The organism is Amorphus orientalis (genome assembly GCF_030814015.1).
Lineage (GTDB): Bacteria > Pseudomonadota > Alphaproteobacteria > Rhizobiales > Amorphaceae > Amorphus > Amorphus orientalis.
Genome location: NZ_JAUSUL010000009.1, coordinates 1 through 23,935 on the forward strand (window position 1 = coordinate 1; position 23,935 = coordinate 23,935).

At 66.0% G+C, this 23,935-nt stretch carries 21 protein-coding genes and 1 tRNA gene; 13 read left to right on the top strand and 9 right to left on the bottom strand.

Annotated elements, in window-relative coordinates:
• Positions 1–18 precede the first annotated feature (18 nt).
• Positions 19–1,587 carry a YifB family Mg chelatase-like AAA ATPase gene (locus tag J2S73_RS21225; RefSeq protein ID WP_306887773.1) on the top strand — a complete coding sequence of 523 codons (1,569 nt, stop codon included), beginning with the start codon at positions 19–21 and terminating at the stop codon, positions 1,585–1,587.
• A gap of 257 nt (positions 1,588–1,844) precedes the next feature.
• On the opposite strand, the gene J2S73_RS21230 is transcribed toward J2S73_RS21225, so the two are convergent.
• On the bottom strand, positions 1,845–2,297 hold the full coding sequence (locus J2S73_RS21230) for a type II toxin-antitoxin system RatA family toxin (RefSeq protein WP_306887711.1): 453 nt from the start codon (positions 2,295–2,297) through the stop codon (positions 1,845–1,847).
• A 31-nt stretch (positions 2,298–2,328) separates the two neighbouring features.
• Positions 2,329–3,306 (bottom strand): lipoyl synthase, encoded by a 978-nt coding sequence (gene lipA / locus J2S73_RS21235; protein WP_306887712.1) that lies wholly within the window; start codon positions 3,304–3,306, stop codon positions 2,329–2,331.
• Between the two features lie 275 nt (positions 3,307–3,581).
• Here lipA and J2S73_RS21240 point away from each other — a divergent pair, with 275 nt between their 5' ends.
• The gene (locus tag J2S73_RS21240; RefSeq protein WP_306887713.1) at positions 3,582–4,562 is read left to right on the top strand and encodes a threonine ammonia-lyase; all 981 of its coding nucleotides are present in this window, start codon (positions 3,582–3,584) and stop codon (positions 4,560–4,562) included.
• A gap of 55 nt (positions 4,563–4,617) precedes the next feature.
• Here the strand turns inward: J2S73_RS21240 and J2S73_RS21245 are convergent, their stop codons facing one another.
• Positions 4,618–5,535: a response regulator transcription factor gene (locus tag J2S73_RS21245; protein WP_306887714.1), complete on the bottom strand. Its 918-nt coding sequence runs from the start codon at positions 5,533–5,535 to the stop codon at positions 4,618–4,620.
• Positions 5,525–8,890: a hybrid sensor histidine kinase/response regulator gene (locus J2S73_RS21250; protein ID WP_306887774.1), complete on the bottom strand. Its 3,366-nt coding sequence runs from the start codon at positions 8,888–8,890 to the stop codon at positions 5,525–5,527. The genes J2S73_RS21245 and J2S73_RS21250 overlap by 11 nt, the downstream gene beginning before the upstream one ends.
• Before the next feature lie 273 nt (positions 8,891–9,163).
• Here J2S73_RS21250 and urtA point away from each other — a divergent pair, with 273 nt between their 5' ends.
• The 7 genes from urtA to J2S73_RS21285 all read left to right on the top strand — a co-directional run bounded on the left by urtA (position 9,164) and on the right by J2S73_RS21285 (position 16,043).
• Positions 9,164–10,438 (top strand): urea ABC transporter substrate-binding protein, encoded by a 1,275-nt coding sequence (urtA, locus tag J2S73_RS21255; protein ID WP_306887715.1) that lies wholly within the window; start codon positions 9,164–9,166, stop codon positions 10,436–10,438.
• Positions 10,439–10,560: 122 nt separating this feature from the next.
• Positions 10,561–11,487 carry an urea ABC transporter permease subunit UrtB gene (gene urtB / locus J2S73_RS21260; protein WP_306887716.1) on the top strand — a complete coding sequence of 309 codons (927 nt, stop codon included), beginning with the start codon at positions 10,561–10,563 and terminating at the stop codon, positions 11,485–11,487.
• Between the two features lie 11 nt (positions 11,488–11,498).
• Positions 11,499–12,644, top strand: coding sequence for an urea ABC transporter permease subunit UrtC (gene urtC / locus J2S73_RS21265; protein ID WP_306887717.1), 1,146 nt, complete (start codon positions 11,499–11,501; stop codon positions 12,642–12,644).
• 13 nt (positions 12,645–12,657) lie between these two features.
• The gene (gene urtD / locus J2S73_RS21270) at positions 12,658–13,428 is read left to right on the top strand and encodes an urea ABC transporter ATP-binding protein UrtD (protein WP_306887718.1); all 771 of its coding nucleotides are present in this window, start codon (positions 12,658–12,660) and stop codon (positions 13,426–13,428) included.
• Between the two features lie 63 nt (positions 13,429–13,491).
• On the top strand, positions 13,492–14,181 hold the full coding sequence (gene urtE / locus J2S73_RS21275; RefSeq protein WP_306887719.1) for an urea ABC transporter ATP-binding subunit UrtE: 690 nt from the start codon (positions 13,492–13,494) through the stop codon (positions 14,179–14,181).
• A gap of 49 nt (positions 14,182–14,230) precedes the next feature.
• Complete coding sequence (gene fmdA, locus J2S73_RS21280; protein WP_306887720.1) at positions 14,231–15,460, top strand: formamidase; 1,230 nt, start codon at positions 14,231–14,233, stop codon at positions 15,458–15,460.
• Between the two features lie 241 nt (positions 15,461–15,701).
• Positions 15,702–16,043, top strand: coding sequence for an FmdB family zinc ribbon protein (locus J2S73_RS21285; protein ID WP_306887721.1), 342 nt, complete (start codon positions 15,702–15,704; stop codon positions 16,041–16,043).
• An 11-nt stretch (positions 16,044–16,054) separates the two neighbouring features.
• Here J2S73_RS21285 and J2S73_RS21290 read toward each other — a convergent pair whose 3' ends face one another.
• Together J2S73_RS21290 and J2S73_RS21295 are read right to left on the bottom strand one after the other, a co-directional pair.
• Entirely contained in the window at positions 16,055–16,510 is a 456-nt protein-coding gene (locus tag J2S73_RS21290) for a hypothetical protein (RefSeq protein ID WP_306887722.1), read from the bottom strand.
• Positions 16,511–16,901: 391 nt separating this feature from the next.
• Positions 16,902–16,978, bottom strand: a tRNA-Arg gene (locus tag J2S73_RS21295).
• Positions 16,979–17,256: 278 nt separating this feature from the next.
• On the opposite strand from J2S73_RS21295, the gene J2S73_RS21300 reads away from it, so the two are divergent.
• Entirely contained in the window at positions 17,257–17,979 is a 723-nt protein-coding gene (locus J2S73_RS21300) for a GntR family transcriptional regulator (protein ID WP_306887723.1), read from the top strand.
• Between the two features lie 60 nt (positions 17,980–18,039).
• Here the strand turns inward: J2S73_RS21300 and J2S73_RS21305 are convergent, their stop codons facing one another.
• Both J2S73_RS21305 and J2S73_RS21310 read right to left on the bottom strand, forming a co-directional pair.
• Positions 18,040–19,128, bottom strand: a complete 1,089-nt coding sequence (locus tag J2S73_RS21305) for a glycosyltransferase family 4 protein (RefSeq protein ID WP_306887724.1) — start codon at positions 19,126–19,128, stop codon at positions 18,040–18,042.
• 209 nt (positions 19,129–19,337) lie between these two features.
• Positions 19,338–19,760: a CBS domain-containing protein gene (locus tag J2S73_RS21310; RefSeq protein ID WP_306887726.1), complete on the bottom strand. Its 423-nt coding sequence runs from the start codon at positions 19,758–19,760 to the stop codon at positions 19,338–19,340.
• Between the two features lie 401 nt (positions 19,761–20,161).
• Here J2S73_RS21310 and cysD point away from each other — a divergent pair, with 401 nt between their 5' ends.
• From cysD to J2S73_RS21325, 3 genes are all read left to right on the top strand, one after another.
• Positions 20,162–21,070, top strand: coding sequence for a sulfate adenylyltransferase subunit CysD (gene cysD, locus J2S73_RS21315; protein ID WP_306887727.1), 909 nt, complete (start codon positions 20,162–20,164; stop codon positions 21,068–21,070).
• A complete protein-coding gene (gene cysN / locus J2S73_RS21320; protein WP_306887728.1) occupies positions 21,070–22,983 on the top strand; it encodes a sulfate adenylyltransferase subunit CysN in 1,914 nt (637 codons plus the stop codon). Before cysD ends, cysN begins: the two co-directional genes overlap by 1 nt.
• Before the next feature lie 210 nt (positions 22,984–23,193).
• Positions 23,194–23,424 (top strand): hypothetical protein, encoded by a 231-nt coding sequence (locus tag J2S73_RS21325; protein WP_306887729.1) that lies wholly within the window; start codon positions 23,194–23,196, stop codon positions 23,422–23,424.
• Positions 23,425–23,439: 15 nt separating this feature from the next.
• Here the strand turns inward: J2S73_RS21325 and J2S73_RS21330 are convergent, their stop codons facing one another.
• Positions 23,440–23,880, bottom strand: coding sequence for an EamA family transporter (locus J2S73_RS21330; protein WP_306887730.1), 441 nt, complete (start codon positions 23,878–23,880; stop codon positions 23,440–23,442).
• Positions 23,881–23,935 lie beyond the last annotated feature (55 nt).

The following is a 23,935-nucleotide window of genomic DNA, read 5'->3' on the forward strand; positions in this document are numbered from 1 at the left end:
TCGTTCATGGTATTGGCCATGGTACCGGCCAATTCAGCCAATCTATTTGTCTTTGATTTTCAATATCTTGATTTTCCGGTGGCGTTTCAGGGGGTCGAGGCGGTTCCGGTCGACGTTCAGGTCCAGATCGGGCCGGGCGCGGTCGCCTTCACCATCGTCGGCCTGCCCGACAAGGCTGTGGCGGAGAGCCGGGAGCGGGTCCGCTCGGCGCTGATCGCCTCCGGCCTGTCGCTGCCGCCCAAGCGCATCACCGTCAATCTGGCACCCGCCGACCTGCCGAAGGAAGGCAGCCACTACGATCTGCCGATCGCCATCGGTCTGATGGCGGCGATGGGCGTGGTGCCGGCCGATCAGGTGCTCGACTACGTGGTCCTCGGCGAGCTGTCGCTGGACGGCACGATCGCCCAGGTTGCCGGCGCCCTGCCCGCGGCGATCGGGGCCAACGCGCTCGGCAAGGGCCTGATCTGTCCGGCCGCCTGCGGGCCCGAAGCGGCCTGGGCTTCCGGCGACATGGCGATCCTGGCGCCGCGCAGCCTCATCGCGCTCGCCAACCATTTCAAGGGCACCCAGGTCCTGTCCCGGCCGGATCCGCGGATCCGGTCCGAAGACGCGCCGCTGCCGGACCTCGTCGACGTGAAGGGCCAGGAGACCGCCAAGCGGGCGCTGGAGATCGCGGCGGCCGGCGGACACAATCTCCTGATGGTGGGGCCGCCCGGCGCCGGCAAGTCGATGCTCGCCCAGCGTCTACCCTCGATCCTGCCGCCGCTGTCGCCGCGCGAGCTGCTCGAGGTGTCGATGGTCCAGTCGATCGCGGGTCAGCTCGGCGAGGGCCGGCTGTCCCAGCGCCGGCCGTTCCGCTCGCCTCATCACTCCGCCTCGACGGCGGCCATGGTCGGCGGTGGCGTGCGGGCGCGGCCGGGCGAGGTCTCGCTGGCCCATCTCGGCGTGCTCTTTCTCGACGAACTGCCGGAATTCGCCCCCCAGGTGCTGGACGCCCTGCGCGAACCGCTGGAGACGGCCCGGGCCGTGATCGCGCGGGCCAACCACCGGGTCAGCTATCCCGCCCAGTTCCAGCTCGTCTGCGCCATGAACCCGTGCCGCTGCGGCTACTACGGCGAGCCGGGCCACCAGTGCCGGCGCGGCGACCGCTGCGCCACGGAGTATCAGGCGCGATTGTCCGGGCCTTTTCTCGACCGGATAGACGTCCGCATCGACGTGGCGGCCGTGACCGCCGCGGATCTGGCCCTGCCCGCGCCCGGCGAAGGCTCGGCCGAGGTGGCGGCCCGGGTCAAGACCGCGCGGGAGCTTCAGGCGGCCCGTTTCGCAGCCCTCGGCGCGCCCGCGCGGACCAACGCGGACTGCGGCCCGAGCCTGATCGAGGACATCGCCCGGCCGGACACGGAGGGCGCCAGACTGCTGCGGGATGCGTCGGAAGCCATGCGGCTGTCGGCCCGCGGCTATCACCGGGTGCTCAAGGTGGCCCGCACGCTCGCGGACCTCGACGGCAGCGAGCGGGTGGGCCGGTTGCATCTCGCCGAGGCGCTGGCCTATCGCCAGGCCGGCCCACGGCTCGCGCTGGCGGCGTGACCGGATCGGGCCCTTTCCCCGGCATGAGGCCTCGGGCGGCCTTCAATGTCGGACAGACAGCGGCTTTCGCTGGAATTTGCTCGTCAGAGCGAGACAGCGCGCCGGCCGCTCAAGAAGCGCGGAGCGAAGCGACCGGGACTTAAGGACCGGCCGCCCACCCGGAGCCATGAGCGAAGCGAACTCGGCGTGAGGGAGAAGATCTCTTCACCGCAAAGCCGGACGCGAAACCGGTGCCCACTTTCGCTGGGATTTGCTGGTCAGGTCCCGTAGACCTCGTCGGCGCGTTCCTCGAACGCCGTGGCAAATTTGCGGAACGCCCGGTCGAACACGGACCCCATCACGGCGGACAGCGCCCGGCTCTTGAACTCGTAGTTGATGTAGAAGCCGACCTCGGAGTGCTCGTCATCGACCGGCTTGAAGGTCCACCGGTTCTCCATGTGACGGAACGGGCCGTCGAGATATTCCACGAAGATCGTCCGGTTCGCCCGGTCGAGCACCACCCGCGACGTGAAGGTCTCGCGGATGAACCGGTAGGCCACCGTCATGTCGGCCACCAGCACCTCCGTGCCGTCGCCCTGCTCCCGGCGCCCACGCACGGAGAGCGACTGGCACAGGGGCACGAAGTTCGGATACTTCTCCACGTCCGCCACCAGGTCGAACATGTCCTCGGCAGAGTGGTTCACTCGGTGCGTGGTTTCGAAATGCGGCATGAGAGGACAACGACCTGGAGCGGGTTGGGTTTCACGCGCGGGTGCGCGCCTCGCGAGCCTGGCGCAGCCGCTCGAAGTCCTCGCCGGCGTGGTGCGACGAGCGGGTGAGCGGGCTCGCCGACACCATCAGGAAGCCCTTGGCATAGGCGATCGCCTCGAACGACTTGAACTCTTCCGGCGGAACGAAGCGGACCACGGCGTGATGCCGGCGGGTCGGCTGGAGATACTGGCCGATGGTCAGGAAGTCCACGTCGGCGGAGCGCAGGTCGTCCATCAGCTGGAGCACCTGATTCCGCTCCTCGCCGAGGCCGACCATGATCCCAGACTTGGTGAACATGCCCGGGTCGAGCTGCTTCACCCGGTCGAGCAGCCGGATCGAGTGGTAGTAGCGGGCCCCCGGCCGCACGGTCAGATACAGCCCCGGCACCGTCTCCAGATTGTGGTTGAAGACGTCTGGCTTGGCCTCCACGACGCGCTCCAGCGCGCCCGGCTTGCGCAGGAAGTCCGGAGTCAGGATCTCGATGGTGGTTCCGGGCGCTGCGTTCCGGATCTCGGTGATCACCCGGTAGAAATGCTCCGCGCCGCCGTCATCGAGATCGTCGCGGTCGACGGAGGTGATGACCACGTGATTGAGGCCGAGCTTGGCGACGGCTTCCGCCACTTTCTGCGGCTCGTCCTGATCGAGCGCGTCCGGCAGGCCGGTGCGCACGTTGCAGAACGCGCACGCCCGAGTGCAGGTGTCGCCCATGATCATGAACGTGGCGTGCTTCTTCGACCAGCATTCGCCGATGTTCGGGCACCCGGCTTCCTCGCAGACCGTGACGAGGCCGTTTTCCTTCACGATCTTCTGGGTGTCGCGATAGACCGGCGAGCCGGGCGCCTTGACGCGCAGCCAGTCGGGTTTGCGCTGCGTCGGCGTTTCCGGCCGGCGCGCCTTTTCCGGGTGCCGCGGACGCGCGGCCCGCGCCTCGGCGTCCTGACGTTCGGTGGTGTCGAGCAATGTTACCATGATGTCTTCATTGTCGGGCGGCAGGACCTGTTTATCAAGTCCGCCACCATGAGCTCGAGGGATCAGGGTTCACGTCTCCGCAAGGGGATAAGGCGCGTGGCAGGCTGCGGCAAGACCCGGCGTCCCGGCAAACGCGCAGACCAGAAGCGCGCGCAGCGCGCAGCCGTCTGCCTGCGCGAAATTCGCTGCGCGCGCGCACTGGCGTCGGCGCAGCGGTCGGATAGAGTGCGCACAGCCCCATACCCTCCACCCTGCCCCGTGCGGAGCCCCTTTCGATGTCCTCCCGTCCCGATCTCGACGACATCCGGCGCGCAGCCGACGGCCTGCGGGGACAGGCGATTCGAACGCCGCTTCTGGAGAATGACTGGCTGAACCAGCACACGGGCGGCCGGGTCCTGATCAAGCCGGAGGCCCTGCAGCGGACCGGCTCTTTCAAGTTCCGCGGCGCCTACACCAAGATTTCCCGGCTGACGCCGTCCGAGCGCGAAAAGGGCGTCGTCGCCTATTCGTCCGGCAATCATGCCCAGGGCGTCGCATATGCCGCACGTATTTTCGGAATACCGGCCACGATCGTGATGCCGTCGAACGCGCCGCGCGCGAAGATCGACGGCACGAAGCGCTACGGAGGCCGTGTGGTGCTCTATGATCGCGCGACGGAAGACCGCGCCGCGATCGCCGCCGCAATCGTCGAGGAAACCGGCGCGACCCTCGTACGGCCGTTCGACGACCCGGACATCATCGCCGGCCAGGGTACGGTCGGCCTTGAGATCATGGAGGATGCCGCGACCCTCGGCCTTTCGATCGATTTGGTGATCGTGCCGGCCGGTGGCGGTGGCCTGACCGCGGGGACGGCAACGGCCGTCAAGGCGCTGTCGCCCGCCACCGAGATCTGGTCGGCGGAGCCGGCGGACTTCGACGACACGGCACGGTCGCTTGCCGCCGGAGAACGGCTCGGCAACGCTCCGGGCGGACACTCCATCTGCGACGCGCTGCTGTCGCCGATGCCCGGCGAGATCACCTTCGAGATCAACCGGCGGCTCCTCGCGGGCGGGCTCACCGCGAGCGACGAAGAGGCCGAAGAGGCGATGCGGGTGGCTTTCGATCACCTCAAGGTCGTGCTGGAGCCGGGCGGCGCCATCGCCCTCGCCGCGGTGTTGGCGGGCCGCATCGAACTCGCCGGACGGACCTGCGTGATCGTCGCCTCGGGCGGCAACACCGACCTGCAGCATCCCGGCCGGGCGAGCGCCGCTGCCTGACGGATCGCCCCACCGAACACGAGACAGAACCGTTTCCGTGAAGGTGGGCAACGCTCTAGCGCGTGCCCAGCGCGCGCAGGGCCTGAACGGCGGCGGCCGTCCGGTTCTCGACCCCGAACTTGTCGAGAATCTTCTCCAGATGCTTGTTCACCGTGCCGGGATTGAGCGAGAGGATCTCGGCGATGTCCCGGTTCGACTTGCCCTGAACGATCCAGTGCAGCACTTCCGCCTCCCGCTGGGTCAGGCCGAGCTTCTCCCGGAAGAGCGCCTCGTCCGCCTGTTCCCCTCGGGAGACGCGCACCAGCACGTCGCCGGACGTGGTGCGACCGATATAGGTCACCGTGACGTGGCCGCGTCCCTCCGCCGCCTCCCAGGGGGCGACCGACGAGGTCGGGCTTTCCCAGACCGACGCCACCCAGCCGAGAAACGCAGCATTGCCGATCTCGGAGCCGTCGTCGGCGATCTGCAGCGCGCGGCCGGCGATATCCAGCGCCTGGACCGAAGCCCATGCGATGGCACCGGTCGGACTGAGCGCCATCACCGGCTGACCGACCGCATCGAACGCGTTGCGGGTATCGTCGATCAGGCGGGCGTTGGCGATGTGGATGGCCACGCGCGCGATGAGCTCTTCCGTGTTTACCGGCTTGGTCACGTAGTCGACGCCGCCGGCCCTAAGTCCGGCGACGATGTGGGAGGGGTCGGACAGGCCGGTCATGAAGATGATCGGCGCGGCGACCGGGTCCGGTCCGGACTTGAGCCGCCGGCAGGTCTCGAAACCGTCGATCTCCGGCATCATGGCATCGAGCAGGATCGCGTTCGGCTGGACCCGGCGCGCCAGCGTGAGCGCGGTGATGCCGTCGCGCGCAACGATGACCGTCAGACCCGCCTCCTCCAGCGTGTCGATCAGCATCGACAGCGTTTCGGGCGCATCGTCCACCACCAGCACGATGTCGCGCGTCTGGTTAAGCATCATGGTCGCGCTCCATGTCGCCGAGCACCTTGTCGAGGTGCGGCAGATCGTAGGTCGCGACGATGCCGCGCAGGCGCGCCACGGTGCTGCTGAGGCCCGGATCGTCCACCTCGATGGCCGAGAGGGTCTGCCGTAGCCCGCGCGGATAGCCGATCTGGGCGAAGTGCCGAAGCTCTTCGATCCGGTCTCGCGGAAGCCTCGGATGCTCCAGCGCCTCGGCGCGCTCAACGCCGCCGGCCAGCGTGTAGGTGATCTTCAGGTGCCGCTCGAGCTTGATCAGAAGCTCGTCGATGTTGATCGGCTTGGAGATGAAATCATCGTGCAGCGCGCCCTGGGCCCCGCGCGTGCGCAGGTCGTTGGCATGGGCGGACACCATCAGGATCGGCGTCGTCTCGTGGCCGTGGGCACGCAGATGTTCGGCGAGTTCCCACCCGCTCATGCCCGGAAGCGCCACATCGAGAAGAAAGAGGTCGGGGACCAGGTCCGGCAACATGGCAATGGCGGCTTCCGCACTTTCGGCGAAGTGGAGCGACAGGCCGACTGGGCGCAGGGCGTCCTGGATCAGGGCGCGATGGTCGGGTTCGTCCTCCACGGCCAGGATCGTGCGGCGCGGGCCGCGGTAGCCGTTGACCCTGCGGCGATGATCGGCGGGTAGCGTGGTGCGCCGGTGAACCCTCGGCAGCATCAGGCGGATCTCGAACCGGCTCCCCTCGCCCACCACCGAGTCCACCGTGATCTCGCCGCCCTGGATCTCGGTGAGAAGCTTGGTGATGGTCAGGCCGAGCCCCGTGCCGGGTACGACCGGCCCGTGCGGCCGGGTCAGCCGCTCGAACGGCAGGAACATGCGGGGGATCTGGTCTTCGGGAATGCCAGGGCCGGTATCGGTCACGGTGAACCGCGCGACCTCGCTGCGATACTGGACCTCGAAACGGACCTCGCCGGTCTCCGTGTAGCGGATGGCGTTGGTCAAGAGGTTCATCAGGATCTGGCGGAGCCGGCGTTCGTCGCTGCGGACCCATCCCGGCAGCCGATCGGTCGCCTCATACGTGAAGACAAGGCCTTTTTCGGCCGCCTGCATGCGGAACACGGCGGCAAGCTGGTTCAGGAATTCCGGCAGATAGATGATATCGGAATCGATCTCCAGCCGTCCGGCCTCGATCTTCGAGATGTCGAGAAGGCCCTCGATCAGGCCGGAGAGATGTTCGCCGGACCGCCGGATGACCGAGACCGCCTCCTGGCGGCGCGGGGGCAGATCCGGATCGTTCTCCAGGAGCTGGGCATAGCCGAGAATGGCGTTCAGCGGCGTCCTCAGTTCGTGGCTGATGCCGACGACGTAGCGGCTCTTGGCCACGTTCGCCGCATCCGCCGCCTCCCGCGCCCGCTGCAGTTCGGCGTCGGTGTGCTTGTGGGCGCGGATCTCACGCATCAGGAGTTGGGCCTGCTGCTCGCTTTCGGCCATGGCGGTGCGCTGGCTTTCCTGGGCCAGCACGAACAACCAGATGGCGATGCCGGCGATGAAGATCAGCATTGCGTAGGACAGCCACAACGCCTGGACGAGCGAGCCGGCCGGGTCGGTGCTGACCAGATAGATCCACCGCATCGGCAGGCCGATCGCCAGGGCCGCGCCCGCCATGAGAACGACGAACACGGCGTAGCGGGTCTTGAGCGCCCGCCCGACACGCTCCGGAAAGGCCCAATCCACCAGGTCCTTGAGCTGTTCGGGCAGACTGCCGTGGGGCTTGCAGATGTCGCTGCAGCGCGCGTCCAGCGAACAGCACAGCGAGCAGATCCAGTTGGCGTAGAACGGGCAGTGGATGGAATCCTCGCGCTCGAAGACGTTGCCGCACAGGCTGCAGGCGACCTCGCTCTCGTCCAGCGGCTCCGGCGGACGGGCGATATAGTATCGGCCCCTGGTGGCGCAGGCGATCAGGGGGGCGAGGACGAAGGTGGCGGCCAGGGTGATCGCCGTGGCAAAGGCATCGGCGGTCGTTCCGAACAGGCCGCCGCTGGCCGCCAGCCCCAGCGCCGCCGAGCCGACCATGGCGCCGACGCCGACCGGGTTGATGTCATAGAGATGGCCGCGACGGAACTCGATGCCGGGCGGGCTGAGGCCGAGCGGCTTGTTGATCACCAGATCCGCGACGATCGCGCCGATCCAGGCGACGGCCACCGTCGAATAGATGGTCAGCGTGGATTCCAGCGCCGCGAAGACCCCGAGCTCCATCAGCATCAGGGCGATCAGGACGTTGAACAGCAGCCAGACGACGCGGCCCGGATGGGCGTGGGTCAGCCGGGAGAAGAAGTTCGACCAGGCGATGGAGCCGGCATAGGCGTTGGTGACGTTGATCTTGAGCTGGGAGACCACGACGAAGGCGCCGGTCAGGGCCAGCGCGATCATCGCATCGGGGATCATGGTCTGGAACGCGACCAGATACATCTGGGTCGGCTCGACCGCGTTGAAGGAGGCGACGCCCGCATGGACCGCCAGGACGGCGAGATAGGACCCGGCCAGCATCTTCACCACGCCAAGGACGGACCAGCCCGGACCGGCGGTGACGAGGGCAAGCCACCATTTGCGCTTTTCCGCCGGCGTGGTCGGCTCCGGCAGGAAGCGGAGGAAATCGACCTGCTCGCCGATCTGGGCGATCAGCGAGAACACCACCCCGGAGGCCGCGCCGACCATCAGAAGGTCCAGCCCGCTGCCTGACACCCCGTTGCGGGGCGCGAACGACATCCAGTCCGCCAGGCCGAGATGGCCGGAGACCGCCACAAGGGCGAAAGGCGTGATGTGCAGGATGATCCAGAGCGCCTGGGTCCACTTCTGGAAGATCGAGATCTTGGTGAAGCCGTGGGTCACCAGCGGGATCACCACCAGCGCGTTCAGGAGATATCCGATCCCCAGCGGCACCCCGAAGCAGAGCTCCAGTGCCAGCGACAGGATCGCCGCTTCAAGGGCGAAGAAGATGAAGGTGAACGAGGCGTAGATCAGCGAGGTGACGGTGGACCCGATGTAGCCGAAGCCCGCGCCACGCGTCAGCAGATCGATGTCCACGCCCGCCTTGGCCGCATGGTAGGAAATCGGCAGGCCGGTCAGAAACAGCACGAGGCCGACAAGCATGATCGCGACGATCGCGTTGTCGAACCCGTAGGACAGCGTGATCGCTCCGCCGATCGCCTCGAGCGCAAGGAACGAGATCGACCCGATCGCCGTGTTCGCGACCCGGCCGAACGACCAGCGGCGGGCCCGGCGCGCGGTGAAGCGCAGCGCGAAATCCTCCAGCGTCTCGTTCGCGACCCACTGATTGTAGGTGCGGCGCTGCCGAGTGATCGGCCGCGCCCGGTCTATCGAGCGATCCACCGCGTCCAACTGCCACTTCCGGCATGCTGCATTGCAACGTGACGATGCAATCCGTCGGCCGGTCCCCGTTGCTCACAAGATCTCGGTCTCCGACATCCCCAGCGAAAACCGCAGAGCGACGCCAGTTTCAGCAGCATGACCTCCAATTTTGCGTAGCACCATGGGTAAATTCACCCATTGCTGCAGCGCACCAGCCGCGACGATGCTCCTCGAAACGGGTCAGACGGCCCGAACAACCAAGCAACCGTTCCACCAACGTCACTTGCGAGGGGCATGATGACTGATCGAAAAACACCTTCCGGCCTGAATCCGCCGGTCAACCGGCGCAGTGTTCTCATGGGCGGCGCCGCTCTTTCTGCTGCACTGTTCATGCCGAAAGGCTTGCGTGCGCAGGATTACCCGACCGCGCAGGTGAATACGACCGGGCTTGCGGTGACCGACGACACGGTGACTGTCGGAATTCTTCATTCCATCACCGGCACGATGGCGATTTCAGAGACCGGATCGGTTCAGGCCGAGAAGCTCGCCATAGAGCAGATCAACGCCCAGGGCGGCGTGCTCGGCCGCAAGATCAACTACATCCAGGAGGACGGCGCCTCGGACTGGCCGACTTTCGCCGAAAAGGCGAAGAAACTGCTGGTCAACGACAAGGTCGCCTCGGTGATGGGCTGCTGGACCTCGGCGTCGCGCAAGGCGGTGCTGCCGGTCTTCGAACAGTACAACGGCTTCCTCTACTACCCCACCTTCTACGAGGGTCTCGAGGAGTCGCCGAACGTCATCTACACCGGCCAGGAAGCGACCCAGCAGATCATCGCCGGCATCGACTGGGTCGTGAGGGAGCGCGGAGCCGAGACGTTCTACCTGCTCGGCTCCGATTACATCTGGCCGCGCACCTCCAACAAGATCGCGCGCAAGCACATCGAGGACAAGCTGGGCCTGAAGGTCGTCGGCGAAGAGTATTACCCGCTCGGCCACACCCAGTTCAACTCGGTCATCAACAAGATCCGGCTCAGGAAACCCGACGTGATCTACGCGATCGTGGTCGGCGGGTCGAACGTCGCCTTCTACAAGCAGCTGAAGGCGGCCGGCATCGACATGACCCAGGAGAACCCGCTGCTGCTGACGATCTCCGTGACGGAGGACGAGATCCGCGGCATCGGCGGCGAGAACATCGAGGGCGCCTATGCCTGCATGAAGTACTTCCAGAGCCTGGAGAACGAGAACAACAAGGAATTCGTCAAGGCGTTCAAGGACATGTGGGGCGAGGACATGGTCATCGGCGACGTGACCCAGGCCGCCTATCTGGGCCCGTGGCTGTGGAAGATGGCCGTGGAAAAGGCCGGTTCGTTCGACGTCGACAAGGTGCGCGAAGCGTCCCCCGGCCTGGAGTTCACCAAAGCGCCGGAAGGCTACGTGCGCATCCACGAGAACCATCACCTCTGGTCCAAGACCCGCGTCGGCCGGGCGCTCGAGAACGGCCAGTACGACGTGGTCTACGAGACCTCCGAACTGGTCGAGCCCGATCCGTTCCCCGAGGGCTACCAGTAAGCCGCCTCCCTCTGCGGCCAAGGGCGTCTCCCGCACATGCGGGGACGCCTGCCGCCGAGCGGTTTACGACCTGAAGCCGCCGATCATCGCGCGGCGTCCTTTCGGCACCGGGGGCATCTGCCATGTTTGACGGCTATTCATCCAGCGAGCTCGTCGCGATCTTTGCCATGCAGGGATTTGCGGGCCTTATTCTCTTCTCCGTCCTCGTTCTCATGGCCCTCGGCCTCGCCATCATCTTCGGACAGATGGGCGTCATCAACATGGCGCACGGCGAATTCATGATTCTGGGCGCGTACGTCACCTATCTCTGCTCGAACATCTTCGAGACGTACATTCCCGGCCTGTTCTGCATCTACTTCTTCATCGCCATGATCCTGGCGTTCATCGCGGCAGGCGCGCTGGGCATGTTTGTGGAATGGGCGATGATCCGGCACCTCTACCGCCGGCCGCTCGACACGCTGCTGGCGACCTGGGGCCTGAGCCTGATCCTGCAGCAGACCTACCGCTCGATCTTCGGCGCCCGCGAGGTCGGCGTTCAGATCCCGGACTGGATGATGGGCGCCCTGCCGCTCACCGACATGATCGACCTGCCGATCAACGGCATCTTCGTCATGGTGCTGACCTTCGCGATCTTCGTCGCGGTGGCGCTGCTCCTCTTGAAGAGCGGCTGGGGCAAGCAGGTCCGCGCGGTGATGTTCAACCGCACCATGGCCGGCGCCGTCGGCATCAACACCGAGCGCGTCGACCGGATGACGTTCGGCATCGGCTGCGGCATCGCCGGCGTCGCCGGGGCGGCTTTCACCATGATCGGGTCGACGGGCCCCTCCTCCGGCCAGCTCTACATCGTGGACACCTTCCTGGTGGTCGTCTTCGGCGGAGCCGCGAGCCTGTTCGGCACGCTCGCCTCGGCCTTCTCCATCAGCCAGGCCCAGTCGATCATGGAGTTCTTCCTGTCCGGCTCGATGGCCAAGGTTCTCACCCTGCTCACCGTCGTCGGCATCCTGATGCTGCGCCCGCAGGGTCTGTTCAGCCTCAAGATCCGCAGCTGAGGGCCGGCATCATGACATCCTTCGCCAACCGCACCTTCACCAGCGCCGAGATCATCGGGTTTCTCGTCCTCGCCGCGCTAATCTTCGTGGTCCTGCCGCTCGGGCTCGACACCTTCCGGCTGAACCTGTTCGGCAAGTACCTCACCTACGCCTTCGTCGCCCTCGGGTTGGTTCTGTGCTGGGGCGCAGGCGGCATCCTCTCCCTCGGCCAGGGCGTGTTCTTCGGGCTCGGCGGCTACTGCATGGCCATGTTCCTGAAGCTGGAAGCCTCCTCGCCGGAAAACACCGCGATCCAGTCCACCCCCGGCATCCCGGACTTCATGGACTGGAACCAGGTGACCGCCCTGCCCTGGTGGTGGGAGCCGTTCCACTCCTTCGCCTTCACCATCTTCGCGGTGATCGCGGTTCCCACGGCGCTGGCCTTCATCATCGGCATCGCCATGTTCCGGCGGCGCGTGGGCGGGGTCTATTTCGCCATCATCACCCAGGCCATCGCCGCGATCCTGACCATCCTGATCATCGGCCAGCAGGGCTACACCGGCGGCGTCAACGGCATCACCGACCTCAGGACCCTGCACGGCTGGGACATCCGGACCGACGACGCCAAGGTGATCCTCTACTTCGTCAACGCGGTGCTCCTGTTCGGCTGTCTTGTGGCGGCCCAGTTCGTGCGCCGCTCCAAGCTCGGCCGGCTCCTGATCGCCATCCGCGACCAGGAGGACCGGGTCCGCTTCTCCGGCTACGACGTGGCCAACTTCAAGGTGTTCGTCTTCTGCCTGGGCTCCGCCTTCGCCGCCATCGGCGGGGCGATGTTCACGCTCCAGGTCGGCTTCATGTCGCCGACGCTGGTCGGCATCGTGCCCTCGATCGAGATGGTGATCTTCTGCGCCGTCGGCGGCCGCTACTCCATCTTCGGCGCCGTCTATGGAGCCCTGCTGGTCAACTGGGCCAAGACCACCTTCTCGGAGAGCTTCCCCGAACTCTGGCTGTTCGCCATGGGGGCGCTCTTCATCGGCGTGGTGCTCGCTTTCCCCCAGGGCCTGGCCGGCCTCTACGCCGAGCACGTCGAGCCGCACCTGAAGCGCCTGTTGCGCCGCTCCGGAGATGTCCGTCCCGCGCCCGGGGCAACACCCGCGCCCGACGCGGCGGCAGAGTGAGGAAGGACACGCCATGACCCCCCAAGCAGCATCGGCCGCGCCGCAACAGAAAGACTTCCTTCTCGCCGTCGAGGCCCTGACGGTCTCCTTCGACGGGTTCAAGGCGGTCAACGACGTCTCCTTCTACGTGGACCCGAACGAGATACGGGTGATCATCGGACCGAACGGGGCCGGCAAGACCACCGTGCTGGACCTGATCTGCGGCAAGACGCGCTCATCCGGCGGGTCCGTCAGGTTCAAGGGCCACGATCTGACCCGGATGCGGGAGGACCAGATCGTCCATGCCGGCGTCGGGCGCAAGTTCCAGAACCCGTCGATCTACGAGGACCTCAGCGTCTTCGAGAATCTCGAACTGTCCTATCCCAAGGGCCACAACGTGTTCGGGGCGCTGTTCTTCAAGCGCGACCAGGCGGTGATCGAGCGCATCCATGAGGTCGCCGAGATGATCTTCCTCGGCGACCACCTGACGGACAAGGCGGCCCACCTCTCCCACGGCCAGAAGCAGTGGCTGGAGATCGGCATGCTCCTGATCCAGAAGCCCGAACTCCTGATGCTCGACGAGCCGGTCGCCGGCATGTCGGTGGCGGAGCGGCGCAAGACCGCCGAGCTCCTGAACCGGATCATCCAGGACCACGCCGTGATCGTCATCGAGCACGACATGGGGTTCGTCGAGGACATCGCCCACAAGGTCACCGTCCTCCACCAGGGCAAGGTGCTGGCCGAAGGGTCGATGGAGAAGGTCAAGACCGACCCGCGCGTGATCGAGGTCTATCTCGGGCACTGACCCGCCGCGGCGCCGGACGGGGATCCGGCGACGGCACTGCGCCCCTTCCGAGGAGAGCCGAAGATGCTCAACGTCCACTCCCTGCACGTCGCCTACGGCGAAAGCGAGGTCCTGCACGGCATCGATCTCGATGTCGCGCCCGGCGAGATCGTCGCCATCATGGGCCGCAACGGCATGGGCAAGACCACGCTCATGAAGTCGATGATGGGGATCATCCCGCCGAAGTCGGGGTCGATCCGGGTCGGAGACACCGACGTCACGTCCATGAAGAGCTACCGGCGGGTGGCGAACGGGATCGCCTACGTGCCCCAGGGCCGGATGATCTTCTCCACCATGACGGTGCGGGAGAACATCGAGACCGGGCTGACCGTCACCGGAGAGACCACCGTTCCGGAGACCATCTACGAACTCTTTCCGGTCCTGCTGGAAATGAAGGGTCGCCGGGGCGGCAACCTGTCCGGCGGCCAGCAGCAGCAGCTGGCTGTGGCGCGCGCGCTCGCTTCCAAGCCGAAGGTGCTGCTTCTCGACGAGCCGACCGAGGGCATCCAGCCGTCCATCATCCGCGACATGGGCCGCACGCTCCGCCGCATCCGCGACGAGCGCGGCCTGTCGATCGTGGTCTCCGAACAGGTCCTCTCGTTCGCCCTCGACGTCGCCGACCGGGTGCTCGTCATCGAGAACGGCGAGATCGTGCACGAGAGCCCGCGCGAGACCATCGACGAGGAGAAGGTCGCCAAATTCCTGTCCGTCTAGATCAAGTCACGGACGGCCATTTCATCACTTTGGAAGAAGGGGAGCCAAGATGCCCGAAACGCTGATCAAGATCGATCTGGGCGAAAGCCCGCACACCAACGAGAAGATCCACAACCGCTGGCATCCGGATCTGCCGATGGCCGACTGGGTGGAGCCCGGGGACGACTTCCTGGTCGAGACCTACGACTGGACCGGCGGGCAGATCAAGAACGACGACGATGCGGCCGACGTGCGCGACGTGGAGCTGCAGCAGGTCCACTACCTGTCCGGCCCGATCGGCGTGAAGGGCGCGGAACCCGGCGACCTGCTCGTCGTCGACATTCTCGACATCGGCGCCTTCGACACGATGCTGTGGGGTTTCAACGGCTTCTTCTCGAAGAAGAACGGCGGCGGCTTCCTGACCGAGCATTTCCCCGAGGCGCAGAAGTCGATCTGGGACTTCGAGGGCATGTTCACCAAGTCGCGCCACGTGCCCGGCGTGCGCTATGCCGGCCTGATCCATCCGGGCCTGATCGGCTGCCTGCCCGATCGCAAGATGCTCGACATGTGGAACACGCGCGAAAAGGCGCTGGTCGACACTGATCCCGACCGGGTCCCCGAGCTCGCCACCCTGCCCAACACCCAGTCGGCCCACATGGGCAAGCTCACCGGCGAGGCCCGCGACAAGGCGGCGGCCGAGGGCGCCCGCACGGTGCCGCCACGCGAACACGGCGGCAACTGCGACATCAAGGATCTGTCACGCGGTTCGAAGATCTACTTCCCCGTCTACGTGGACGGGGCCGGCCTTTCCATGGGCGACCTGCATTTCAGCCAGGGCGACGGCGAGATCACCTTCTGCGGCGCGATCGAGATGGCCGGCTGGCTGCACATCAAGGTGGATCTGATCAAGGGCGGCATGGCCAAGTACGGGATCAAGAACCCGATCTTCCGGCCCTCCCCGATCACGCCGAAGTACGACGACTACCTGATCTTCGAGGGCATCTCCGTCGACGAGGCCGGCAAGCAGCACTATCTCGACGTCCACATCGCCTACCGGCAGGCCTGCCTCAACGCCATCGAGTACCTGAAGACGTTCGGCTACACCGGCGCCCAGGCCTACGCGATCCTCGGCACAGCGCCGGTGCAGGGGCACATCTCCGGCGTCGTCGACATCCCCAACGCCTGCGCGACGCTATGGCTGCCGACCGACATCTTCGAATTCGACATGATGCCGGGCAAGGACGGGCCGACGAAGTATCTGGACGGCTCCGTCGACGTACCGCTGGCGCCGGATCTGTAGAGCAATCCCAGGAAAAGTGGGAACCGGTATTCCGTCCGGGATTGCGGTGAAGAGGAAACCGGTTTTTTGCGCTCACGCCAGCTCGCTACGCTCGCGGCTGCGCGGGCGCGGCGATCCCCATGGTCCCGGTCGCTGCGCTCCTCGCCTCTTGACCGGCCGGCGCGCGGTCGCGCGCTGGCCTCGCGGGGCAGGAGAATGACTGCGAGCCGGTTCTTCGATATCGCTGAAGGGAGAAAGAGCCATGCCGCTCTATGATTATTACTGCGAGGAGCACGGGGCCTTCACGGCACTGCGCCCGATGAGCGCCTACGCCGAGCCGTGCGAATGTCCCGACTGCGGCGCCTCCGCGCCCCGGGTCATGCTGACGGCGCCGCGTCTGGGCCTGCTCGACACCGCCACCCGCACCGCCCACGCCGTCAACGAACGCTCGGCCCACGAGCCGAAGCGGGCAAGCTCCCACGGGCATGGTCCCGGATGCGGCTGCTGCGGCGGGGGGACGGCTAAGAAAGGCCGCAAGACCCTCCATCGCCCGGACGGCTCAAAGTCGTTCCCTTCCGCCCGCCCGTGGATGATCTCTCACTAGGTCACGACGGCCTAGGGACACGGACTCGGCCCGATCCACGTTCCCGCCTGCTGAGAAAAGACGCAGAGCCGATGGGCCCGTTGGTAGGGGGTCCCATACACAACGAAATTCGCGCTGCTGCCGCCGTTCATGAACAATTGCCACGCGGTAAAGATGGCAGGCGGGGGCGCGTGAGTTGCGGCGAACCGGTCGGCATCCCTCTCGAGGGCTGCAGGATGCACCCCCATCGTAAACGGATGGCCGAGTGCAACATGGCCATGCTCATGAAACTTAAAGAAGACGCAGGCCAAACCGATCTGATTGCAGAGGTGGGGGTTGTAAACGATCACCGCCCCGGTCGGGCTACCCGGATGCTGTTGAACCATCGCGATGTCATTGAGACTTGCGTTCGGAATTTCCGGTGTCGGCGTCTGCGCGGATGCCGAAAAGGACCAAAAGAAAAGCAGCAAGCCGGCAAGAGATCTCATTGCATCCAGCCCCCAGAGAACCCATCCAGAAAGTAAACTGGCTATCGATCCAAAATGCAATCTGCTGGCGGCCTGCCCTTTTGCAAGCTGAGTCCGGCGAGCGTGTCACCGATCATTCCTATCTCGCCCCCGATGGAGATCGGCATCTGAATATCGCGCCGTGCCCTGGCCGTGAGACCGGCCTGAACCTGTCTCCGAACAGGTGCTTTGCCGCTCCTTGGAAGCGCCTTCCAAACAAGGCTCATCCGGCGGAACGTTGATGGCGACCGAGCTTGCGCACCGCTGCCAACCGAAGTTGCGCGCTACATCAATCGAACATCGCCGCACACGCGTCCCATTGGACTGGCGCGACCGCCTTCCATCCCGATGCTTCAGCCGTGGTGCGGAAAAGTGGTGTCCCCGGCAGGATTCGAACCTGCGACCCTCAGATTAGGAATCTGATGCTCTATCCTGCTGAGCTACGAGGACCCGGGTCGATATAGCCGGAATCGGCGCCGCCGCGAAAGTCCCGCGCCGAATGTTCGACCCGCCACTTCACGACCCTATATCAAAATGTCGCAGGGACGACGCCCGTTCCGCAAGCTCCGGGCGATGGACCTGGCGGAGGAACGCACAGACAGCGGGTCGGGGAGGCCGACGGACGGGCCCGCGACGGACGGAACCAGACGTTCGTCCGGATCAGACTCCGGGCGCGTCGAACCAGAACGAACGGTCTTAGAGAATTGTCGGACCACCAGATCAAGCTCGTGAGCCTGCCTCCCGGAGAGCGGCCGGAACCGGAGGATGCCGACGTGCCGGGTGACGACCTTCCGGTCACGCGCACCGCCCTCGCCTACGCCCAGATCAGGCGCGATATCCTGTCCAACGCGTTCGAGCCCGGCAGCCGCATCACGATCCAGTTCCTGCAACGGCGCTACGATATCGGCCCGACGCCGCTTCGCGAGGCCCTTGCCCGGCTCGCCGCCGTCGGCTTCGTGATCGGAGAGGACAATCGCGGCTTCCGGGTGCCCCGGATGTCCCTGACGGCGCTGCGCGACATCACCGATCAGCGCAAGCTCGTCGAGGCCCAGGGGCTGAAGCTCTCCATCGAACGCGGCGAACGCGCCTTCCGCAGCGACCTCAAGGAGACGTTCCGGCAGCTGGAGGTTTTCAACCAGGCGCGCAGCAAGGACGACCTGAACGGGTTCCTGGCTTGGGAGGCGCTCCATCGCCGCTTCCATGCGGCCCTCATCTCGGGATCCGGCTCCGAGTGGCTGATCCGCTTCCAGAGCATTCTGTTCGATCAGGCGGACCGCTATCGGCGGACCTACAGCAGTTGCAGGATGAAGCCCGACATCGAGCAGGACCACCGCCGCATCATGGAAGCGGCCCTGGATGCGGACGCGCCGATGGCCGTGCTGCTCCTGGAGCGCCACATCGAACGCGTCTATGCCACGGCCGAGGCCTCGGGCCGGCTGCCGGATGTTTAAGGCGGAACCAGAAGGACCGAACGGGACCGAAGCCTCTCTGCCGGCCCGGCCGTGCAGGCGCTACGCCCGGATCAGCTCCGGCTGGCGTTCGGCCCGGCGGACGCGGGCGGCGTCGTAGGCGTCCAGCAACTGGTCGACCTGATGGTTTGGCGTGAACTGGCGCGAACGCAGCGTGGCGGCGGTGACCATCGCCTCGAGCCGTGCCGGGTCGGCAAGCAGCGCCTCGATGGCCGCGGCGAAGCCGGCGGTGTCGTCCGGCGCGCAGAACTCCGCGGAGCCTTCCCACAATTCCCGGAAGGTCGAGATGTCGGAGAGCACGAGCGCGGCGCCCGCGCTCGCAGCTTCCAGCACCGACAGACCGAAGGATTCGTAGTGCGAGGCGCACACGAAGACCGCAGCCTCGCCCATCAGACGGCGCACCTCGGACGGGGGAAGCGGACCGGTGGCGATGGCGTGGGCGGGCGCGAAGCGGCCCTGCCCCTCCTCGTCCAGGGCACCTGCCATCACGACCGGGACGGACAGGGATGCGGCGAGACTGTCGATGGTCGCGGCGTTCTTCTCGTCGTCCCACCAGCGGCCGGCCGCGAGCACATAGCGCTTGCGCTGCCTGCTCCCCGCGCTCGGCACGGCGGCGTTGTGGACGACGTTGACGGGAACGGTCAGGCCGTAGGCACGGCGTACCGCCTCCGCGTGGGTTGCGCTCGGCGCGATCACCGCGTCGGCGGCGGCGAACCCCCGCTGGTTTCGCCGGAAGCGCCATGACCAGTCGGCAGACCAGGGCACTGTGTCGACCGCGTGCCAGCCGGTCGCAATACAGGCATGGCTCGCGATGGCCACCGGGACCGGACTGTCGAGGCCGGCGGCCTGGGCCGGGCCGTTCAGATGAAGCAGATCCACCCGTTCATCGTGGGCGAGCCGCGTGAGAATTTCCGGCTGCCGATCCAGATCGGCGTCGCATGTGGCAGTGCGGTCGGCAGGCGTGTCGATCCAGATCAGATGCGCGTTGTCCAGATCGGCGATTTCACGGCGCTGGGTCCGGTCGAGCTGCGGACCGAAGCCGACGAGCAGACACTCGACCCCACGCTCGCCCATACCCTTCGCCGCGTCGACGGCATAGCGCCAGACGCCACCACCGGCCTCCAGCGTCATCAATATCCGTCGCGGGGCTTCCGTCACACGCCACTCCACTCGTTGCCCGGAAACTGCCGGGAATGGTCACAAATCCCGGCCGTCCTGCCGGCGCTGGCCTCTCACGCCGCGGCCTCCCCGGGACCGTATCGGCTGCACGATGCCCCGGCGCCACGCGGCACCGCCGGGCCGAATGCCCGGCCGTCCGCGCCGCGACACGAGGGGACCGATCAGGCGGTCCCTGGCTGCGCACCGAGCTTGCCAAGGCCGCGCCCGGCACCTTCCGCAGCGCCATGCTGCGCTGCATCAGAAAGCGATACCACGCCGACGAGGCGCTTGTCGCGGTTAATGACAGGAAGGCGACGGACGCCGTTGTTGGCCATGTTTCCCGCGATCTGCTCGACATCGTCTTCATCGAAGCAGTACTTGACGTCGCGCGTCATGATTTCGTCGACGGTGCAGCTTCCGTCGCGGCCGTTGGCCAGACCGCGGGTGACGATGTCGCGATCGGTGATGCTGCCGACGAGGCGGTCCTGCTCGCCGACTGGCAGATAGCCGATGTCCTGATCCGCCATCCGGCGCGCAACCGCTTCAATCGTCTCGTTGGGATCGGCAATGACGGTATCGCGGGACATGATTTCCGAAATACGCATGATGCTCCTCCATCTTCGGTTTGTGTCAGCGCGAAACCTCAGACGTCGGGCAATTGTTCCCGAACCGCCGCCCGAAAATGGACGCCATCGGAAGAAAAAATACGCCGATGAAAGGGAACCGCGTCCGATGCCCGTCGCCGGGGTCCCGCACGGCGGTTTTGGGAGAGCGGCCGGATCAAAGGCGGGCGGGCGAGCGCAATTGCGCCGATTTTGCATCGCGGCGGATTTCTATTCTCCATTTGGGCGATGCAGCGAGACGGCCCTTTCTTGTTGGGCCGAGGTGGCTGGCATAGACCTTGTGGATATGTGAAAGGCCCCGCTGCGGGCGCAAAGCGATGGGCGTCGGCGTCCGTCTTCCGCGTCGCCGGGACCCGCCTGGTTCAACCTGCATCGGATTGGTCATGTCGTCAGAGCGTATGTCCCACCTTCAGCGGCTCGAAGCGGAATCGATCCGCATCATGCGCGAGGTGGCGGCGGAATTCCGGAACCCGGTGATGCTGTATTCGATCGGGAAGGATTCCTCGGTCATGCTGCATCTGGCGATGAAGGCGTTCTATCCGTCCAAGCCGCCGTTCCCCCTGCTCCACATCGACACGACGTGGAAGTTCCGGGAAATGATCCGCTTTCGCGACGACACCGCCAAGCGGCTGGGTCTCGACCTCTTGGTCTACACCAACCAGGAAGGACTGGCGCAGAACATCAACCCGTTCGACCACGGCTCGTCGCACTACACCCACGTGATGAAGACGGAAGCGCTCAAGCAGGCGCTGACCAAGTACGGCTTCGACGCCGCCTTCGGAGGCGCCCGGCGCGACGAGGAAAAAAGCCGCGCCAAGGAGCGCGTGTTCTCGTTCCGCACCGCGACCCACGCCTGGGATCCGAAGAACCAGCGGCCGGAGTTCTGGAACGTCTACAACACCCGGGTCCAGAAGGGGGAATCGATCCGCGTCTTCCCCCTGTCCAACTGGACCGAGCTCGACATCTGGCAGTACATCCTGGCCGAAGGCATCCCGATCGTGCCGCTTTATTTCGCAGACCGGCGTCCGATCGTGGAGCGGGATGGCACGCTGGTCATGGTGGACGACGAGCGGCTTCCACTCGCCGCAGACGAGACGCCCGAACAGCGGATGGTGCGCTTCCGCACGCTCGGCTGCTATCCGCTGACCGGCGCCATCGAGTCCCCCGCACAGACGCTCGAGGACATCGTCGGCGAGATGCTGATCGCCCGGACCTCCGAACGCTCCGGCCGGCTCATCGACAGCGATGAGGCCGCCTCGATGGAAAAGAAGAAACGGGAAGGGTATTTCTGATGAACCGCGCTCCCGATCCCGGAAGCTTCGCCGCCGACTATCTGGCCGAGCAGGAGGAGAAGGGTCTCCTCCGCTTCATTACGTGCGGCTCCGTCGATGACGGCAAGTCGACCCTGATCGGCCGTCTGCTGTTCGATTCCAAGCTGATCTTCGAGGACCAGCTCGCCACACTCACCCGCGACAGCCGCAAGCACGGGACTGTCGGCGAGGACATCGACCTGGCCCTCCTGGTCGACGGACTGGAGGCCGAGCGCGAACAGGGCATCACGATCGACGTGGCCTACCGCTTCTTCACCACGGAAGAGCGGAAGTTCATCGTCGCCGACACGCCCGGCCACGAACAGTACACGCGCAACATGGCGACCGGCGCGTCGAACGCCGAACTGGCCGTGATCCTGGTCGACGCACGCCACGGCATCCTTCCGCAGACGCGCCGGCATTCCTTCATCGTCTCGCTGCTCGGCATCCGCCACCTGGTGCTCGCGATCAACAAGATCGACCTGGTGGATTACGATCGGGCCGCCTTCGACCGGATCGTGGAGGAGTACCGCGCATTCGCAGAAAAGCTGGGCTTCGAAACGCTGCAGGCGATTCCGATGTCGGCGCGCTATGGCGACAACGTCATGCAGCGCTCCGAGCGCATGCCCTGGTACACCGGGCCGACGCTCAAGGAGCATCTCGAGACGGTGAACGTCGCCGACGACCTGGAAGAGCGGCCGTTCCGGATGGTGGTTCAGTGGGTCAACCGCCCCAATCTCGACTTCCGCGGATTTTCCGGAACCATCGCCACCGGCTCGATCCGTCCGGGCGACGAAATCGTGGTGGCCAAATCCGGTCGCACGTCCACGGTCAAGTCGATCGTCACCTATGACGGCGATCTCTCCGAGGCGTTCGCCCGTCAGGCGGTGACGATCACGCTCGCCGACGAGATCGACATCTCCCGCGGCGACGTGTTGTCGAAGGCCCAGGACCGGCCGCAGGTGGCGGACCAGTTCCAGGCGAACCTGATCTGGCTCCAGGACGACCACGACTTCCTTCCCGGCCGCTCCTATCTCCTGAAGAGCGGCGCGAAGACCGTCAACGCGGTCGCGACCGATCTCAAGCACAAGGTCGACATCACCAGCTTCGACCACATCGCGGCCAAGACGCTGCATCTGAACGAGATCGGCGTCGCGAATTTCTCGCTCTCCGAGCCGATCGCCTTCGACAAGTACGGCGACAACCCGGAGACCGGCGGCTTCATCCTGATCGACCGGCTGACCAACCGCACCGTCGGCGCCGGGATGATCACCCATGGGCTGCGCCGGGCCTCGAACGTCCATCTGCAGGCGCTCGACGTGAACAAGACGCTGCGGGCGGCCCAGAAGGGTCAGAAGCCGGCGATCCTGTGGTTCACCGGCCTGTCGGGCGCCGGCAAGTCGACGATCGCGAACCTGGTGGAGAAGAAGCTCGCGGCTGCCGGCCGGCACACCTATCTGCTCGACGGCGACAACGTCCGCCACGGCCTCAACCGCGATCTCGGCTTCACCGAGGCCGACCGGGTGGAGAACATCCGCCGGGTGGCGGAGACAGCCAAGCTGTTCGTGGACTCCGGCCTGATCACGCTGGTGTCGTTCATCTCGCCGTTCCGCTCGGAACGCCGCCTGGCGCGGGAGATCGTCGAGGACGGCGAGTTCATCGAGATCCACGTCGCGACGCCGCTGGAGCTCGCCGAAGCGCGCGACCCCAAGGGCCTCTACAAGAAGGCGCGCGCCGGCGAGCTGCCGAACTTCACCGGCATCGACAGCCCCTACGAGGCGCCGGAAAATCCGGAACTGGTGCTCGACACGGCGAGCCGCTCGGCCGAAGAGCTGGCGGACGACGTCGTCCGCTACCTGGAAGACAACTTCTATCTCGCCCCGCCGGCGGTGTGACGCCAGCCGATCGATCCCGGTCCGCCGTGGCGGGCCGGGAACCCTTGTCCCCGCCGAGACCCGCCCGACCGCACGCGAAGCGGCCGGGATCACCCATGTTCACGATCCGTCGCCTGACCGGAACGAGATCCGGGCGCCATCCGTTTCGCGCCATAAAGCGGGTTGCGGACGCCTGACCGGCGTCCCCCTGCGCGAAGAAGGAACGGACCCATGCATCTCACGGATCAGGAGTTTGACGTGCTTGCCGCCCTCGCGCGGCTTCACAACGACCATGGCGAATACATCGCAGCCGACACGCTCGCTGGAACTGTGTCCGGGAGCGACCGGCGCGTGGTGGCGAACGTGTTGCACGGACTGAGCGACAAGCAGTGTGTGGAATTCGACGATCAGGATCGTGTGACGATCACAGAGGCCGGTGCGGCGGCCCTCAAGGCGATCTGACCGCCGCCACCAACCTCAGAGGATCGGGCGGGAAACCAGGTACGCTCCGAGGCCGATCAGGCCGATGCCCGCCCAATTGGTGATCGACAGCCGCTCGCCCAGCAGCACCACGCCGAAGACGGCGACCAGCACCACCGAAAGCTTGTCGATCGGCGCGACGCGTGCGGCATCCCCGAGCTTGAGGGCCCGGAAGTAACAGACCCAGGATGCCCCCGTCGCCAACCCCGACAGAACGAGAAAGACGGCGGACTTCGGAGAGATCGTCCTGAGGCTCTGCCAGCCCTGAGTTGCGGTCAGGATCGCCGCCAGGGCGGCGAGAACCACGACCGTCCGCAGAAAGGTCGCGAAGTCGGACCCGACATTCTCGACACCCACCTTGGCAAAGATCGCCGTCAATGCAGCGAACAGGGCCGCCAGCAGCGCCCAGACGATCCAGGACCCGGATAGAGCGGCCATCGGTCATCCTCCTGTGGAACGGGACAGCCCCATCATCCACGCCCGCGCGCCCGTG